The organism is Priestia sp. YIM B13552 (assembly GCF_042787775.1).
Classification (GTDB): domain Bacteria; phylum Bacillota; class Bacilli; order Bacillales; family Bacillaceae_H; genus Priestia; species Priestia megaterium_E.
Window position 1 is genome coordinate 502,787 of sequence record NZ_JBHZOU010000002.1, and the last position, 16,604, is coordinate 519,390.

18 protein-coding genes are annotated in these 16,604 nt (G+C 39.7%); all 18 read right to left on the bottom strand.

Annotated features, from left to right (window positions below; genetic code table 11):
* Positions 1 to 9: 9 nt before the first annotated feature.
* A complete protein-coding gene (gene sucC, locus ACFX40_RS08625; protein ID WP_013058890.1) occupies positions 10 to 1,170 on the bottom strand; it encodes an ADP-forming succinate--CoA ligase subunit beta in 1,161 nt (386 codons plus the stop codon).
* Positions 1,171 to 1,539: 369 nt separating this feature from the next.
* Positions 1,540 to 2,307, bottom strand: a complete 768-nt coding sequence (locus ACFX40_RS08630; RefSeq protein WP_098249227.1) for a ribonuclease HII — start codon at positions 2,305 to 2,307, stop codon at positions 1,540 to 1,542.
* A gap of 107 nt (positions 2,308 to 2,414) precedes the next feature.
* Positions 2,415 to 3,281: a ribosome biogenesis GTPase YlqF gene (gene ylqF, locus ACFX40_RS08635; protein WP_028410801.1), complete on the bottom strand. Its 867-nt coding sequence runs from the start codon at positions 3,279 to 3,281 to the stop codon at positions 2,415 to 2,417.
* A 21-nt stretch (positions 3,282 to 3,302) separates the two neighbouring features.
* Complete coding sequence (lepB, locus tag ACFX40_RS08640; RefSeq protein ID WP_013058893.1) at positions 3,303 to 3,854, bottom strand: signal peptidase I; 552 nt, start codon at positions 3,852 to 3,854, stop codon at positions 3,303 to 3,305.
* A 180-nt stretch (positions 3,855 to 4,034) separates the two neighbouring features.
* Entirely contained in the window at positions 4,035 to 4,379 is a 345-nt protein-coding gene (gene rplS, locus ACFX40_RS08645) for a 50S ribosomal protein L19 (RefSeq protein WP_013084808.1), read from the bottom strand.
* Between the two features lie 161 nt (positions 4,380 to 4,540).
* A complete protein-coding gene (trmD, locus tag ACFX40_RS08650) occupies positions 4,541 to 5,281 on the bottom strand; it encodes a tRNA (guanosine(37)-N1)-methyltransferase TrmD (RefSeq protein ID WP_028410800.1) in 741 nt (246 codons plus the stop codon).
* A complete protein-coding gene (rimM, locus tag ACFX40_RS08655; RefSeq protein WP_253351836.1) occupies positions 5,281 to 5,793 on the bottom strand; it encodes a ribosome maturation factor RimM in 513 nt (170 codons plus the stop codon). The genes trmD and rimM overlap by 1 nt, the downstream gene beginning before the upstream one ends.
* Before the next feature lie 12 nt (positions 5,794 to 5,805).
* A complete protein-coding gene (locus tag ACFX40_RS08660) occupies positions 5,806 to 6,189 on the bottom strand; it encodes a YlqD family protein (protein ID WP_013058897.1) in 384 nt (127 codons plus the stop codon).
* A 151-nt stretch (positions 6,190 to 6,340) separates the two neighbouring features.
* Positions 6,341 to 6,571: a KH domain-containing protein gene (locus tag ACFX40_RS08665; RefSeq protein ID WP_013058898.1), complete on the bottom strand. Its 231-nt coding sequence runs from the start codon at positions 6,569 to 6,571 to the stop codon at positions 6,341 to 6,343.
* A gap of 11 nt (positions 6,572 to 6,582) precedes the next feature.
* Positions 6,583 to 6,855, bottom strand: coding sequence for a 30S ribosomal protein S16 (gene rpsP / locus ACFX40_RS08670; RefSeq protein WP_013058899.1), 273 nt, complete (start codon positions 6,853 to 6,855; stop codon positions 6,583 to 6,585).
* A gap of 136 nt (positions 6,856 to 6,991) precedes the next feature.
* The gene (ffh, locus tag ACFX40_RS08675) at positions 6,992 to 8,335 is read right to left on the bottom strand and encodes a signal recognition particle protein (protein ID WP_013058900.1); all 1,344 of its coding nucleotides are present in this window, start codon (positions 8,333 to 8,335) and stop codon (positions 6,992 to 6,994) included.
* 12 nt (positions 8,336 to 8,347) lie between these two features.
* On the bottom strand, positions 8,348 to 8,680 hold the full coding sequence (locus ACFX40_RS08680; RefSeq protein ID WP_025750337.1) for a putative DNA-binding protein: 333 nt from the start codon (positions 8,678 to 8,680) through the stop codon (positions 8,348 to 8,350).
* Positions 8,681 to 8,952: 272 nt separating this feature from the next.
* Positions 8,953 to 9,951, bottom strand: a complete 999-nt coding sequence (ftsY, locus tag ACFX40_RS08685) for a signal recognition particle-docking protein FtsY (RefSeq protein WP_013058902.1) — start codon at positions 9,949 to 9,951, stop codon at positions 8,953 to 8,955.
* Positions 9,952 to 9,976: 25 nt separating this feature from the next.
* Positions 9,977 to 13,537, bottom strand: coding sequence for a chromosome segregation protein SMC (gene smc, locus ACFX40_RS08690; RefSeq protein ID WP_263033773.1), 3,561 nt, complete (start codon positions 13,535 to 13,537; stop codon positions 9,977 to 9,979).
* A gap of 77 nt (positions 13,538 to 13,614) precedes the next feature.
* Positions 13,615 to 14,361, bottom strand: a complete 747-nt coding sequence (rnc, locus tag ACFX40_RS08695) for a ribonuclease III (protein WP_028410797.1) — start codon at positions 14,359 to 14,361, stop codon at positions 13,615 to 13,617.
* A 181-nt stretch (positions 14,362 to 14,542) separates the two neighbouring features.
* Positions 14,543 to 14,776 (bottom strand): acyl carrier protein, encoded by a 234-nt coding sequence (gene acpP, locus ACFX40_RS08700; RefSeq protein WP_013058905.1) that lies wholly within the window; start codon positions 14,774 to 14,776, stop codon positions 14,543 to 14,545.
* 138 nt (positions 14,777 to 14,914) lie between these two features.
* The gene (fabG, locus tag ACFX40_RS08705; protein ID WP_013058906.1) at positions 14,915 to 15,655 is read right to left on the bottom strand and encodes a 3-oxoacyl-[acyl-carrier-protein] reductase; all 741 of its coding nucleotides are present in this window, start codon (positions 15,653 to 15,655) and stop codon (positions 14,915 to 14,917) included.
* 1 nt (position 15,656) lies between these two features.
* Positions 15,657 to 16,601, bottom strand: coding sequence for an ACP S-malonyltransferase (fabD, locus tag ACFX40_RS08710; RefSeq protein WP_263033772.1), 945 nt, complete (start codon positions 16,599 to 16,601; stop codon positions 15,657 to 15,659).
* Positions 16,602 to 16,604 lie beyond the last annotated feature (3 nt).

The following is a 16,604-nucleotide window of genomic DNA, read 5'->3' on the forward strand; positions in this document are numbered from 1 at the left end:
CCAGCCTTTCTATTTCACTAGTGAAACGATTTTTTGTGCGCCGTCTGCCATAGATTCAGCAGCTGTGATATTTAAGCCTGATTTTTGTAAAATTTCTTTTCCAAGTTCAACGTTTGTTCCTTCTAAGCGAACAACTAATGGAAGGCTTAATCCAACTTGTTTCGTTGCTTCAACAACACCTGTTGCAATAACATCACATTTCATAATCCCGCCGAAAATATTAACGAAAATACCTTTTACATTTTGGTCAGATAAAATAATTTTGAATGCTTCTGTTACTTTTTCAGCAGTTGCGCCGCCCCCAACATCCAGGAAGTTAGCAGGGTCGCCTCCGTAATGTTTAATAATATCCATCGTTGCCATTGCTAAACCTGCACCGTTTACCATACAACCGATATTACCATCTAGTGAAATGTAGCTTAAGTCGTATTTAGATGCTTCAATTTCTTTAGCATCTTCCTCTTCAAGGTCACGATATTCAAGAATATCTTTTTGACGATACAGCGCATTTGAATCAAAGTTTAACTTCGCATCCAATGCCATAACGTCTCCGTCACCTGTTACAACTAGAGGATTAATCTCTGCAATTGAGCAGTCTTTTTCAACAAATACTGTATATAAACCTGTCATGAACTTAACTGCTTTTCCAACTAGTTCTTTTGGAATATTAATATTAAATGCAAGTCTGCGAGCTTGGAATGCTTGTAAACCAATCGCAGGATCCACATATTCTTTAAAGATTTTTTCAGGCGTTTTTTCCGCCACTTCTTCAATTTCAGTTCCACCTTCTTCAGAACCCATCAATACAACTTGAGATGTTGCACGATCAAGAACTAAACCGATGTAGTATTCTTTCTTAATATCGCATCCCTCTTCAACTAACAAGCGCTTAACTTCTTTTCCTTCAGGGCCTGTTTGGTGTGTTACGAGGGTCTTTCCTAAAATATCTTGTGCATATGTACGAACTTCATCTAAGTTTTTTGCTACTTTGACACCGCCCGCTTTACCGCGTCCACCAGCATGGATTTGTGCTTTCACCACTGATACTTGTGAACCTAATTCCTTTGCTGCTTCAACTGCTTCTTCAACAGTAAAAGCTACTCGACCGTTTGGTACTGCAACCCCATATTTTCTGAGTAGTTCTTTTCCTTGATACTCATGGATATTCATTTCCCATCCTCCTAACATAATCAACCACAAAACTATACTGCACAAAATAGACTGCGCTTTCATTGTATAAAAATAATTGTCTAATTGTCTACTATTCTAGTGAAAAATATTGAAATAATAAGAAAATTGATATTTTTATGGAGATAGTACTTAACCATACCTTATGAGGTCAATGAGACTCTGCGGACGTTAAACGTACGGTTGATCATGTAAATCAACCTTCACAACTGAAGCGAACTGAGAAGAAAATAATTTACGAACTTCACCCTCTGCAATATCTCCACTTAAATAAGCTATATCCTTTTTGAGCCTAAAATCCCGCATGTGAAACATGCGCTAAGAAGCAGAGATATGCTTGGGTATCATGTTCTAGTTTACTTGGTTTTTTATTGGTGCAAAAGATCGGCGGTGTTCTGGCAAAATTCCATATTGTTCGATTGCTTCTAAATGTTGTTTTGTTCCATATCCCATATGTTTTTCGAATCCGTATGCAGGATAGCGTTCACCAAGTTCTTTCATCATTCGATCTCGCGTCACTTTTGCAATAACAGAACTTGCAGCAATGGAAATGCTTGTAGCATCGCCTTTGATGATTGACTGCTGCGAAATAGGCACCGGCAGCTTCATCGCATCAATAAGCAGTTCATCAGGCTGGACAGCTAGAAGTTCAATTGCTTCAGTCATTGCCTTTTTTGTTGCTTCATAAATATTAATAGAATCAATGACCTCTGCGTCTATAATACCTATACCGATAGCGACAGCGCTTTTACAAATTTCTTCATAAAACGCTTCTCGCTTTGCTTCTGATAACTTCTTTGAATCCGTCAAACCAGGGAGAAAAAAATCCGGCGGCAAAATAACAGCAGCAGCTACTACCGGTCCTGCTAACGGTCCTCTTCCTACTTCATCTACTCCGGCAATATAGGTTGCTCCTTGATTGTATAATTCGTTTTCATATGCCATCATTTCATCAAACTGTTTCTTCAAGCCCTCAGCGGCTTCAAATTGCCTCTGTTTTTGAATAATAATCTGCTGCACACCTTTACGCTCATCTTGCGCATATGCCTTAAATAAAGCATCTTCCGGGCTTCTCACTTGCTTTAGTTCTTCTTTTATTTCCTTAATACTCTTTTTCATTAGCTCCACCTTCTTTATATCAACATTTTCATGCGGCACTTTTACATAAAAAACGCCTCATGCTAAAAAGGCAGAGGCGTTTTTTGTTTCAGTTCGCAATGTATTGCTTACAGCTGCTGTTCAGCTTCACTTGGATCATCAAATGTAAAGGTGCCAATTTTATCCGTTCGAATTTCTCGAAGAACAAGCTCAGCCGTTTTATCGTAATCCACCATGCCGCCACCCATTAAACAACCGCGGCGCGACCCAATTGCATCAAAAAGCTCTACAATGTCTTCAGGGATTTCATTTAAATCATAACGCTGCTTTAATTGTTCTGGGTAATGGCTAGTTAAGAAGCGCAGCGCATAAACAGCAACATCTTGCATATTTAAAATGGTATCTTTAATAGCACCCGTTGTCGCAAGCTTATATCCAACTGTTTCATCTTCAAACTTAGGCCACAAAATACCTGGCGTATCAAGTAGCTCCAGCTCATTTCCTACCTTAATCCACTGCTGTGCTTGCGTCACACCTGGACGATCTCCGGTCTTGGCGATTTTTTTACTGGCAAGGCGATTAATCAGCGTTGATTTACCAACGTTAGGAATCCCTACAATCATCGCTCGAATAGCGCGGGGTTTTTTGACTCCTTTTGCGCGCATACGGTCAAACTTCTCTTGAAGAAGTTCTTTGGAAGACGAAACAATTTGTTTCATTCCTTTACCTGCTTGTGCGTCAATAGCTAAGGCATAAATACCTTGTGCTTTGTAATAATCTAGCCACTGCTGAGTAACGCGCGGATCAGCTTTGTCCACTTTATTCAGCAATACGATTCTCGGCTTGTTCACAATAATCTCATCAATCATTGGATTTCGCGATGATTGCGGAATGCGTGCATCAACCAGTTCGTATACAATATCAATCAATTTTAGCTTTTCAGTTACTTGTCTTCTGGCCTTGGCCATGTGGCCAGGAAACCATTGAATTGTCATATTTTACTCACCTTTTATATTTTACTTTGCAAAACGCGCTTCTTTAATCGGCCAGTATACGGCACTCGTTTTACCAAGCACCTTGTCCATGCTCACAAAGCCAATCTGACGGCTGTCTTTACTGTAGCGTCGATTGTCTCCCATCACGAACAAATAGCCTTCTGGCACGGTCTTTTTACCCGTTACGTCTTCTAGTTTAAAATCTTCGGTTAAATTACCGTCAATCACTTCTTTTTTATACTGATCTAAATAGGGCTCTTTATAAGCTTTTCCATTTACATATAGCGTATCATTTCGATACTCAATATGATCACCCGGCAGTCCGATAATACGTTTTATGTAATCTTTTTCCGCTGTAGCATGAAAAACAATAATATCAAAGCGATCAGGATCACCAATCTTATAGGAGAACTTATTTACAATCATTCGATTTTGGTCATGCAGCGTAGGCATCATAGAAAGGCCATCTACTACAATCGGTGCAAACAAAAAATAGCGAATTACAACAGCTAACAGTACGGCAATGGCGATTGCTTTTATCCATTCCCACAGTTCATTTTTCTTTCGAGCCATCTTCAGTCCTCCAACTCTTATGTCATACCTTTATTTTAAACGATAATGTTTGAAACGCCTAATAAATAAATAGAATAAAAAAATGATGACTTGTACGTCTATTTTTTACTGTCAGAGAACGAATCGTTCTAAAAAAACATTTGAAAAAAGGAGCTTGTATAAACAAGCTCCCCTTTACTATTATCGAATTTCTTTAATACGCGCAGCTTTACCACGTAATTCACGTAGGTAATAAAGTTTCGCACGGCGTACTTTACCGCGGCGCATTACTTCGATTTTTGCAATTTTTGGCGTATGAAGTGGGAATGTACGCTCTACACCTACACCGTAAGAAATCTTACGTACTGTAAATGTTTCGCTGATACCACCGCCACGACGCTTAATAACAACACCTTCAAATACCTGAACACGTTCACGAGTACCCTCAACGATATTTACGTGTACACGTACAGTATCACCAGGACGGAACGTAGGAAGATCTGTTTTTAATTGTTCTTTTGTAATCTCTTCGATTAATTTTTGCATCGCGTGTTTCAACTCCTTCCAACAGACGCTCATACCAATGCTTTTCAATCATTGCAGCGGAACATCGTTATAGGTGACCAGACATCTGCCCAAGCCACAAAATCTATCTTAGCACACTCTTATACCGTATGCAACAGAGTTTATGCATAAATTTTATGGATTTATGAAAGGTTGTTTTCCTCTTTTAATTGAGCTACTACTTTCTTTTGCTCTTCCGTTAGCTCCATTTTTTCAAGCATATCCGGTCTTCGAAGCAACGTGCGCTTTAAAGACTCTTTTTGGCGCCACTGTTCAATTTTTTTATGATTTCCTGACATAAGTACTTCAGGAACTGTTAAGCCTCTAAAATCAGCAGGACGCGTATAGTGCGGGTGCTCTAGTAAACCTGTACTGTGTGAGTCTTGTACAGCTGAATGATTATTGCCAAGCACATCAGGAAGCAGGCGAACAACGCTATCGATCACAACCATTGCACCAAGCTCTCCTCCAGTTAATACATAGTCACCAATTGAAATTTCATCAGTTACCAGCTGCTCACGAATCCGTTCATCATACCCTTCGTAATGACCGCAAATAAAAATTAAATGCTCTTCCGCTGCTAGCTCTTCTGCTTTTGCCTGCGTATAGCGTTCGCCCTGGGGACAAAGCAAAACTACCCGGGGCTTCTTAGCTGTTTCAGTCAGCTTTTCTACAGCGTCAAAAATAGGCTGAGGTGTCAATACCATTCCAGCACCTCCACCGTAAGGATAATCGTCCACATTTTGATGTTTGTTCGTAGAGTATTCTCGGAAATTAACTACATTCAGTTCAACCGCATTTTTTTCCTGTGCTTTTTTCAAAATTGATTCACCAAAAACACCGTCAAACATAGAAGGAAATAGCGACAGTACATCAATTTTCATTAGTCCAATAACCCTTCCATTACCGTAATAACAATCTCTTTTTCATCTATATCAATAGATTGTACAACGTCGTCGATGTAAGGAATAAGAACTTCTTTTCCGCCTTTTTTAACAACCCACACATCATTAGCTCCCGGCGTTAAAATTTCTTTGACCGTTCCTACCTCTACCCCGTCTTCTGTTTTTACTGTACACCCAATAATTTCGTGGAAATAGAATTCACCGTCTTCTAAATCCGTTAGCTGCTCCTCAGGGATTTTCACTTCACAGTTTTTATACTGCTCAACATCATTTACGTTGTGGTAGCCTTCGAATGTAAGCAGATCAAAATTTTTATGCCTGCGGTGGCTTGCTACCGTTACTTCTACCTGCTCGCTTTGCTTTTCTTTGAAGATATAAAGTTTATTTCCTTTTTCATAGCGCTCATCAGCAAAATCCGTAGTTGATACAATACGAACTTCTCCTTTTACACCGTGGGTATTCACAATTTTTCCAACCTTAAACCATTCCATGCTTCTTCACCTCTATCTAATCTCAACAACTTTGCTATCTTTTATAATAATTGTTTTACTTTCTTTTATCTTTTCCCAATCATCGCCGATTTTTACCTCCACCAAGGCATCCAGTTCCGTTTCAACGAGTTCGCTCCCTAAAGGAAGCTTTTCTAATTGCGTCAGCTGAAAGTTCAACACTTCAATTTTTTCAAGGCGAGCGGATTTTTCTTTTTCAAACTGACTATGTAATAAAGAAGAACCTTTATTGGCTTTTTCCATGTGCTTTAACTGAAATTTCAACTGTTCCATCTCTTTTTCAAGCGCCTGCTTGCGGTTTATAAAACGATTTTCAAGATCTTGTTTGCTTGCTTCAGTTAACACTTGTTTCACAACCACTTTTTGAATAATGTTCAAAACGTTCCCTCCGCTCTCAAGATAGTGACCTTGTGCTTTTTACATGCATATTGAAATAGCTGCTTCTTGCTCGCAAAAGACTTACTGTGATCAAAACGTTCATCTTATCATAACATAAAAAAAGGGCGAGGTTATCCCTCTCCCTTTTTGATTACTCTTGAATTTTCACATACACTTTTTTACCTTGCTGTGATGCTGCTGCATTCACAACAGTTCGAATCGCTTTTGCAACGCGGCCTTGTTTGCCAATTACTTTGCCGACATCTTCTTGGTGAACAGTAAGGATGTACGTCACTTGACGTTCATCTTCTTGTTCCTCCACTTTAACATCAGCTGGGTAATCAACAAGCGGCTTTACAATTGTTTCGATTAGTGATGTCATCTCGAGTGAAATTATTTTCCTAATTTAGCATTATGGAATTTTTCCATGATGCCTTCGTTAGAGAAAAGGTTACGAACTGTATCAGATGGTTTAGCACCATTTTGTAACCATTTAAGAGCTAGCTCTTCATCGATTTTAACTTCAGCTGGTTGAACCACAGGATTGTAAGTTCCAACTACTTCGATGTAACGTCCATCACGTGGTGAACGAGAGTCTGCTGCTACGATACGATAGAAAGGAGATTTTTTAGCTCCCATACGTTTTAAACGAATTTTTACTGCCATTTTATAAAGCACCTCCGAATATGTTTCAACAAGATAATATAATATCAAATAGGTAAAATGTTTGTAAAGGTTTTTTTCTTAACACTAGAAAAATATTTTATTTTCTTTGGTTTTTCAGTCCAAATCAAGCGTTTTATCATGAAAAGAATGGAAGTTTCATACCCTTTTTCTTGCCTTTTGACATATTTGTCATTTGTTTCATCATTTTTTTCATGTCTTCAAATTGTTTAAGCAAACGGTTAACTTCTTGTACAGAACGTCCGCTTCCTTTTGCAATACGCTTTCTTCGACTTGCATTAATGATTTCAGGGTTTGTTTTTTCCGCTTTCGTCATAGAACGAATAATTGCTTCTACATGATTAATTTGCTTTTCATCAACCTGCAGGTTTTTGAGCCCCTTTACTTTATTGGCGCCCGGAAGCATACCAATCAGCTCATCAAGCGGTCCCATTTGACGCACCTGAGCAAGTTGATCTAAAAAGTCATCAAATGTAAATGACTGCGTGCGCAGCTTAGCTTCAAGCTCTTTTGCTTTTTCAGCATCTACATTGGCCTGAGCCTTTTCGATAAGCGTCAGCACATCACCCATACCTAAGATACGGGAAGCCATACGCTCTGGATGGAATGCTTCAATAGCATCCATTTTTTCTCCAAGACCGACAAATTTAATTGGTGTATCGGTTACTGCACGAATAGAAAGCGCTGCACCACCGCGCGTATCGCCGTCTAGTTTCGTTAATACAACTCCAGTTAATCCTAATTGCTTATTAAAGCTATCCGCAACGTTTACTGCATCTTGACCCGTCATCGCATCGACAACAAGGAAAATTTCGTCTGGGTTAGAAAGCTCTTTGATCTGTTCTAACTCCTCCATTAGATTTTCATCAACATGCAAACGTCCCGCTGTATCAATTAATACATAATCGTGATGCTCTTCTTTCGCATGAGCAATAGCTTGTTTCGCAATCTCCACAGGACTTACTTGATCACCTAATGAAAAAACAGACATGCTAAGCTGTTTTCCTAGTGTTTCAAGCTGTTTAATAGCTGCCGGACGATAAATATCTGCTGCTACAAGCAATGGATTACGGTTATATTTTTTACGTAATAAATTGGCAAGTTTACCGGTTGTTGTTGTTTTACCTGCACCTTGAAGTCCAACCATCATAATTACAGTTGGAGCTTTCGGAGCTACTGCAATCTTGCTTTGCTCTCCGCCCATAAGTGCAGTTAATTCTTCTTGTACAACCTTAATAACTTGTTGTCCAGGCGTTAAGCTCTTAAGAACGTCTTGACCTACAGCACGTTCGCTTACGCGCTTAACAAAGTCTTTTACTACTTTAAAGTTTACATCGGCTTCTAAAAGGGCAAGTCTAACTTCACGCATCATTTCTTTAACGTCAGCTTCGTTAACTTTTCCTTTTCCTTTTAACTTTTGCAGTGTGCTTTGCAAACGGTCGGCTAATCCTTCAAATGCCATATACGCCGCCCCCTAATCTAATTTCTCGAGCGAATCAAGAAGAGAAGAAAGCTTACTATTCTTGTGTAAGTCGGCTGCAAGTTCGTCTTTCAGTTGTTGAACAATTGATTGACGCTCTTGAAACCGTTGAAATAACAATAGCTTTTCCTCATATTGTTCAAGCATTTGCTCTGTACGTTTTATATTATCATAAACTGCTTGACGACTCACATCAAATTCTTCCGCTATTTCACCGAGGGAATAATCATCCAAGTAATAAAGTGACATATAACTTCTTTGTTTGGGCGTCAACAGCGCCTGATAGAAGTCAAATAAGTAATTCATTCTTGTTGTTTTTTCGAGCATATGCACGCTCTTTTCAACCATCTGACCGCCCCCTTGTTAAGTGAAAAGCCTTTACATGTTATTAGTTTAACTAGGCGAGGTTTGAATGTCAAGTTTTTTCCTTAACACCTCACATTTTCCCACTTAAAAGAGATGGAGACATAACTAAATTACTTCAATTTAAAGACGAATAAATATGAAACCTGCGTCCATCCTACTAATAAAAAATCCGAACGATTAACCGTTCGGATCTTCCTTCAACTAAGATACTTATATCCTAGCCTCTTTTTAGATTACGCCTCTTTTTCTGTTTCTTCTTCTACAGCATTGGCAAATAATCCATAAATATATTGCTCCGTGTCAAACGGCTGAAGATCGTCCACTTTTTCTCCAAGTCCAACGAATTTAACAGGAAGCTTCAGTTCGTTTCGAATGGCAAGAACAATTCCACCTTTAGCCGTACCATCTAGTTTTGTCAACACAATTCCCGTCACGTTCGTTGCTTCTGAGAATGTTTTAGCCTGACTTAAAGCGTTTTGACCCGTCGTCGCATCAAGTACAAGCAGTACTTCATGAGGAGCACCAGGAATTTCTCGCTCAATAACACGCTTTACTTTCTCTAATTCTTTCATTAAATTCACTTTATTTTGAAGGCGGCCTGCTGTATCACATAGTAAAACATCTGCTTTTCGAGCCTTGGCTGACTGAACAGCGTCATACATGACAGCGGCAGGGTCAGAACCTGCAGATTGCTTAATAACATCAACACCAACGCGTTCTCCCCATACTTCTAACTGCTCAATCGCACCAGCACGGAACGTATCACCTGCTGCCATTACAACTTTTTTGCCTTCTTGTTTGAATTTATGCGCAATTTTCCCAATTGTTGTTGTTTTCCCAACGCCGTTTACCCCTACAAACAAGATCACTGTTAAATCATTTTGCTGCATATTCAGTTCACCAATCTGCTCTTCACCAGACTCATAAATGTCAATTAATTTCTCAGAGATAACAGCCTGCACATCTTGAGGATCCTTAATATTACGGCGTTTCACTTCCGATTTTAAGTCATCAATTAAATCCAACACGGTAGCCACACCGACATCAGCACTAATTAAAATTTCTTCTAATTCCTCAAAAAACTCTTCGTCTACTTGACGATAGCGAGACACTAGATCATTCACGCGTTCTGAAAAAGAATTGCGCGTTTTTGATAGTCCATCTTTAAATTTTTGTGTAACAGAATCGGTTTGCATTGTAATTTTTTCTTTTAGTTTCTTAAAAAAGCTCATTCGTACCACCCTTTCATTCTATGAGTTAAACATATTGCTTTGATTCTTCTAAACGAACAGAGACTAATTTCGATACGCCAGATTCTTGCATTGTCACACCGTACAGTACATCAGCTTCTTCCATTGTACCTTTTCGGTGAGTAATAACAATGAACTGTGTTTGATTACTAAATTTGCGTAAATACGTAGCGAAGCGATGAACGTTTGCTTCATCAAGCGCCGCTTCCACCTCATCTAGCACACAAAACGGCACCGGACGTACTTTCAAAATAGAAAACAGGAGGGCAATGGCTGTTAACGAACGCTCGCCGCCTGACAGCAACCCTAGATTCTGCAGTTTTTTCCCAGGAGGCTGGGCAACAATTTCTACACCTGTATTTAATAAATCTTTCGGATCTGTTAATTTCAAATCCGCCTTTCCTCCTCCGAATAGGGAAGAGAACACTGTACCAAATTCATTGCGGATACGAGTGAACGTATCAGAAAAACGTTTCTTCATTTCCTCGTCCATTTCTTCAATCACTTGATACAGCGTATTTTTCGCTTCGTCAAGGTCCGCTCGCTGCGTATTTAAAAATTCATAGCGCTCTGAAACGCGTTCGTATTGTTCAATAGAACCTAAGTTTACGGTTCCTAATTCATCAATTGCCAGCTTAATGAGCTTGATTTTTTTCCTCGCTTCTTGAATATCTAATGTTAAAGGATATTTTTCTTTTGCTGCTTCAAAGCTAATTTCGTACTCTTCTGTCAGCTGCTGCAGACGGCTGTCTAGCTCTACGTCAATTCGATTGATTTTGACTTCTTCATCTTTTAAAGCATCCGTAATTTGTTTGTACTGACGCTGCAGCTCTTTTACAACCCTCTCTTCGTCTTCAAGTTTATTCTGGGCTTTCAACCGCTCTGATCTGCAGTCATCCATTAATTGTAACGTTTCTGTCTTTTCTTTTATTCGCTCATGCGCCGCTTCTTCGAGTTTAAGTTCACCCGAGTCATTGCTCGTGATTTCACTCGTTAAAAGAGAAAGATCATCTGTAGCTTCAGACAAACGCTGAATGGTTTGATCAAGCTCAAAGCACACTCTTTCATATTTTTCTTGCTGATTTGTGAGGAACTGTTCTTTTTTCGCAAGAAGCACTTTTACTTCTGTAAGCTCATGTTGAACCGTTTCTTTAGACGTTTGCTGTGTATGCTTGCGTGCAGCTAACTCTTCAATGTTTTTCTCTAACACATTTGCCTGCTGCTGATTTCCTTGCAAACTCGTATGCAGCTCATCAATTCGAGCGGACAAGCTTGTTTGATCTTGTCTAAAGCTAGCAATATCATGATCGTACATGGTTAAACGGTCATTCACTGCTTTTTCTTCGATGTCAATTTGCTTTACTTCTCGGTCAGATTCCTGCTCTTTGTCTTTCAAGCGTTCCACAAATGCCTGCTGTTTATTAATTTCCTGTTGAAGCTCTTCAATCTGTGACTTTTTATCTTTTACATCTTGCTCGAGCACAAGCGTCTTTTGTTCCATCTCTTCTATTTTTGCCGTAATGGCTTCCACTTCACGCTGACGGCCTAATAAAGAGTTGGACTTTTGCTTCATGGAACCCCCTGTCATCGAACCACCGGGGTTGACGACATCTCCTTTAACGGTCACAAAACGATAGCGATGCTGCACAAGACGGGCAAGTTCATTTGCACCTTTTAAATCATTGACAACAATAACGGTTCCAAGCAAATTTTTAATAACTCGGTCATAGGTAGCTTCGTATTTAACAAGAGATGAAGCGATCCCTACATACGCTTCGTGACTCTCTAGCATAGAAATAGTTTGAGCCGGAACATAACGGTCTTTTACAGACGTCAGTGGTAAAAATGTAGCTCTCCCGTAACCATTTTGTTTCAAAAAGCCAATTGCCTGACGTGCACTTTGTTCGTCTTGAACGACAATATGCTGAGCTGCTCCTCCAAGCGCAATTTCAAGCGCTGTTTCATACTCTTTTGGAACATTGATTAACTCAGCAATGGCGCCTTTGATACCTGCAAGCTTCTCATCACGCGCTTTTAACACTTCTTTTACACCGTGAAAATAACCTTCATAGTCTTCTTGCATCTCTTCAAGCATTTCTTTTCGTGATTTTGTCTGCTGCACGTACTGATAAGCTTGATAAAGCGTAGACTCTTGTTTACGATAGGCTTGCCTTAATGACTCAAGCTTCTCTCCTTGCTGCTTATACACGTGTACAGCCTGCTGAAGCTCTTGACGAAACTGAGCAAGCCTTTTGATCGCCGCTTCTTTTCGCTGCGTTAATTCACGGCGCTGTTCTACGTATTGCTCGTTGGATTTTGTTAAACGCTGCTCTTTTTCAAACGTTTGCATTTTTTGCTGCTCTAAAAATGAAATTTCATTTCGAGCGGATGTTTGAGCGTTCGCTAATTCAAAATACTCGCTTTTCATCTGTTCAAGTTTTTCTTCTAGATTCTCGCTGTACTGCCTGAACAGCTGTTCCTGCTCAGTAAGCTTTAGACGTATCTCTTGTACTTCTTTTTGAGATTGCTCAAGATCGTTTCCTTCGCTGTCTTTTGCTTTACTTAGCTCTTGATGCTTATGAGTATACTCTTTTACTAAACGTTCCAGCTGCTCTTTATTTTGAAAGGCGTTTTTCTTACGCTCTTTTAATACTTCTTTTTTGCCTTCTAGCTTTTCTACTTCTTCACTTACATATAGTAGTTTTTTATGTAAAGAGTCTAGTTGTTCATCTATTTGCTGAATGTGCAAACGAAGGGTCTGGATTTCTCCTTCACGCGTGCGAATATTCGTCGCGAGAGATTCTTCGAGCTGCTCGTGCTGAGCCATTTCAGCTTTTAATTTTTCCCATTTCTGATGAAGATCTTCAACTTCAAATACCGTAACAGCCACATCAATGTGCTCTAATTCTTCTTTTTTCTGCAAATAATCTTTTGCAATAGACGATTGAATCTGTAAAGGCTCTAACTGACCTTCAATTTCATGAAGAATATCTACCACTCGATTTAAATTTTCTTGCGTTTCTAGAAGTCGAAGCTCCGCTTTTCGTTTACGCGTTTTGTATTTTAATACACCTGCTGCTTCTTCAAAAATTTTACGGCGCTCGTCAGATTTACTGCTTAGTACTTCTTCTACTTTTCCTTGACTAATAATCGAAAAAGCTTCTCTTCCAAGTCCTGAATCCATAAATAAATCGACAATATCTTTCAAGCGGCACGGCTGGTTGTTAATAAAAAATTCACTGTCTCCTGAGCGGTACACGCGCCTTGTAATACTAACTTCATGGTAGTCAAGCGGGAGAAACTGGTCATCATTTTCTAACGTAAGCGTTACGTCAGCAACATTTACTGCACGGCGCGATTCGCTTCCTGCAAAAATAATGTCCTCCATTTTCCCTCCACGAAGCGATTTGGCTGACTGTTCTCCAAGCACCCAGCGTATGGCATCCGTAATGTTGCTTTTTCCGCTTCCATTCGGTCCTACTACCGCCGTTACACCTGGCACAAAATCTATCGATACTTTTTCTGCAAACGATTTGAACCCTGCAATATCTAATCGTTTGAGGAACATAGAAATCCCCCCTCACACATGTAATTTTTTCATAGCAAATCCCCCTTTATAACGAATACGTTAAGAGGGGGATCATTTTATTTCGTTTGACTTGCTCTAATTTTCGTAATAGCTACTTGAGCTGCTTTTTGCTCTGCTTCTTTTTTCGAACGCCCTACACCAACGCCGAGCTCTTCACCATTTAACGATACGCGAGATAAGAATTCGCGATTATGCGCTGGACCTTTTTCTTGCAAAACTTTGTATTCTAAGTGTCCAACTCCATCACGTTGAATCACTTCTTGAAGCTGGCTTTTGAAATCCATCACATGAGAAAAAGCACCTTCATTAATTTTTGGAAAGACAACTTTTTTTAGAATCGTTACTACCGTATCAAGCCCTTGGTCTAAATAAAGAGCTCCGATAAATGCTTCAAACACATCGGCCAGTAAAGCCGGTCTAGATCGGCCGCCTGTCATCTCTTCACCTTTTCCAAGTAACACTAGTTTACCAAAATCCATTTCATTTGCAAAAGTAACAAGCGACGGTTCGCACACAACTGCTGCACGAAGCTTCGTTAACTCACCTTCACTCATCGTTGGATATTTTTTAAATAGAAATTGCGATACGGTTAGCTCTAATACGGCATCTCCTAAAAACTCAAGACGCTCGTTGTCTTCATACGGTCTTCTGCGATGCTCATTCACATAGGATGAATGTGTAAATGCTTGAAAAAGAAGCGCTTCATTTGTAAACTGAATACCAATTTCCTTTTGAAACTCTGCAAAATTTTGCTTGAATTTCACGTTTATCTTTCGATCTCGATTTGAATATTGTTTAGGCATAAAATACCTCCGCTTACCTGCTTCAATTGTTTCGTAGTTTTTTCCTAACATCTCTCATTATAAAACGAGGTATCCTAAAAGATACACTACCTTTTCAAAAAAAAGAGGTCTTTTTTTGAAATTCTTAAAAAGAAGAGAAAGCCCCGCTGTTTAACGGGGCTTTTCATACATATACTACAGATTAAATTTGGCTCTGTATGTAATTAACTGCATCTCCTACAGTTGAAATTTTTTCAGCTTCTTCGTCAGAAATTTCGATATCGAATTCCTCTTCAAGCTCCATTACAAATTCAACTACGTCTAGAGAGTCAGCACCTAAGTCTTCTTTGAAACTAGATTCTAGTTTCACTTCACTTTTGTCTACACCAAGACGATCAACAATGATTGTTGTTACGCGTTCTAGTACCTCTGCCATTGTTCTTCACCTCCCCTCAAGTCATTATAGATGATTTCCATCTAAAATACTATGGTTGAATAATAAAGTTTATCGGTTCCCTAGTAAACGTCCCTTTGTACTTTATCACCAAATTACACTTTTCGTAAAGTGCCTTTTTTACATCACCATTCCGCCGTCAACGTGAATCGTTTGACCCGTAATATAGCGGCTTGCATCTGATGCTAAAAACGCAACTGCGTTCGCAACATCCTCAGGCTGGCCGAAGCTTGCAAGAGGAATTTGCTTTAACATTTCCGCCTGCACTTCTTCATTCAATTTATCCGTCATGTCTGTTGCAATGAAACCAGGAGCAACTGCATTCACTGTAATATTGCGGCTTGCTAATTCTTTGGCAGTTGTTTTTGTTAAACCAATCACTCCTGATTTTGCTGCTACATAATTTGCTTGTCCAGCGTTACCGCTGACGCCGACAATTGATGAAATATTAATGATGCGTCCTGCGCGTTGCTTCATCATTTGACGAGTAACCGCTTTTGTACACAAAAATACGCCTTTTAAGTTTGTATTAATAACATCATCCCATTCGTCTTCTTTCATACGCATAAGAAGATTATCACGTGTGATGCCCGCGTTGTTCACTAAAATATCTACTGAACCAAATGTAGAAATCGCTTCTTTTATCATTGCTTGTACAGAATCACTTTCCGCCACATTCGCTTGTACAGCAATTGCATCCGTTCCTAATCCTTTAATTTCATCCACTACTTCAAGAGCTTTCGCTTCACTGCCAGAATAGTTTACAACTACTTTAGCACCAAGCTTTCCGAGCTCAATTGCAACGGCACGACCAATTCCGCGAGAAGCGCCTGTTACAACCGCAACTTTCCCTTGTAACATGTTATTCTCCCCCTTTTAGTGCTTCAATCGTTGATTTTAATGATGTAAGATCATTAACAGCATAAACAGCCGCACGGCGATTTACTTTTTTCACAAGACCTGATAATACTTTTCCTGGTCCAATTTCAACAAATGTATCTACACCTTCTGCAAGAAGTGTCTCAACTGTTTCTTCCCATCTCACCGGAGAATACAGCTGTTCCACTAGCTTGTTTTGAATATCTTGACTGTCAGTAACCGGCTTTGCTGTTACGTTTGCTACGACTGGAACTTTCGCATCGCTAAAGCCCACTGTTTCTAGCGTATCACGTAGTTTTTCAGCAGCTGGCTTCATTAAACTAGAGTGGAACGGACCGCTTACCACTAGAGGAATCACGCGTTTTGCGCCTTTTTCTTTGGCAAGAGCTCCAGCTTTTTCTACGCCATTTACCGTACCTGAAATAACAATTTGACCCGGACAGTTAATATTTGCAAGCTGAACAGCGTCGCCTTCGCTTGTAATTTGAGCGGTAACAGCTTCTAGATCTTCTGCTGACATGCCAAGCACTGCTGCCATTGTACCTTGACCTGCTGGTACAGCTTCGTCCATATAGCGACCTCTTTTGTGAACAGCACCAACGGCATCTTCAAACGATAAAACCTCAGCAGCCACAAGCGCACTGTATTCTCCTAGACTGTGACCCGCAACAAAATCGGGTGTAATTCCGCTCGTTTTAAATGCTTCAAGCAGCATTGTACTCGTTGTTAAAAGAGCAGGTTGAGCGTGATAAGTTAACGTCAATTCTTCTTGAGGCCCTTCAAAAATAATGTTTGAAAGACTGAACCCTAAAGCTTCGTCAGCTGTATGAATCAGCTTTTTCGCTTCCTCGGTTCCATCATATAAATCTTTTCCCATACCAACAGTTTGTGACCCTTGGCCTGGAAAGATAAAAGCAATTTTCCCCATTTC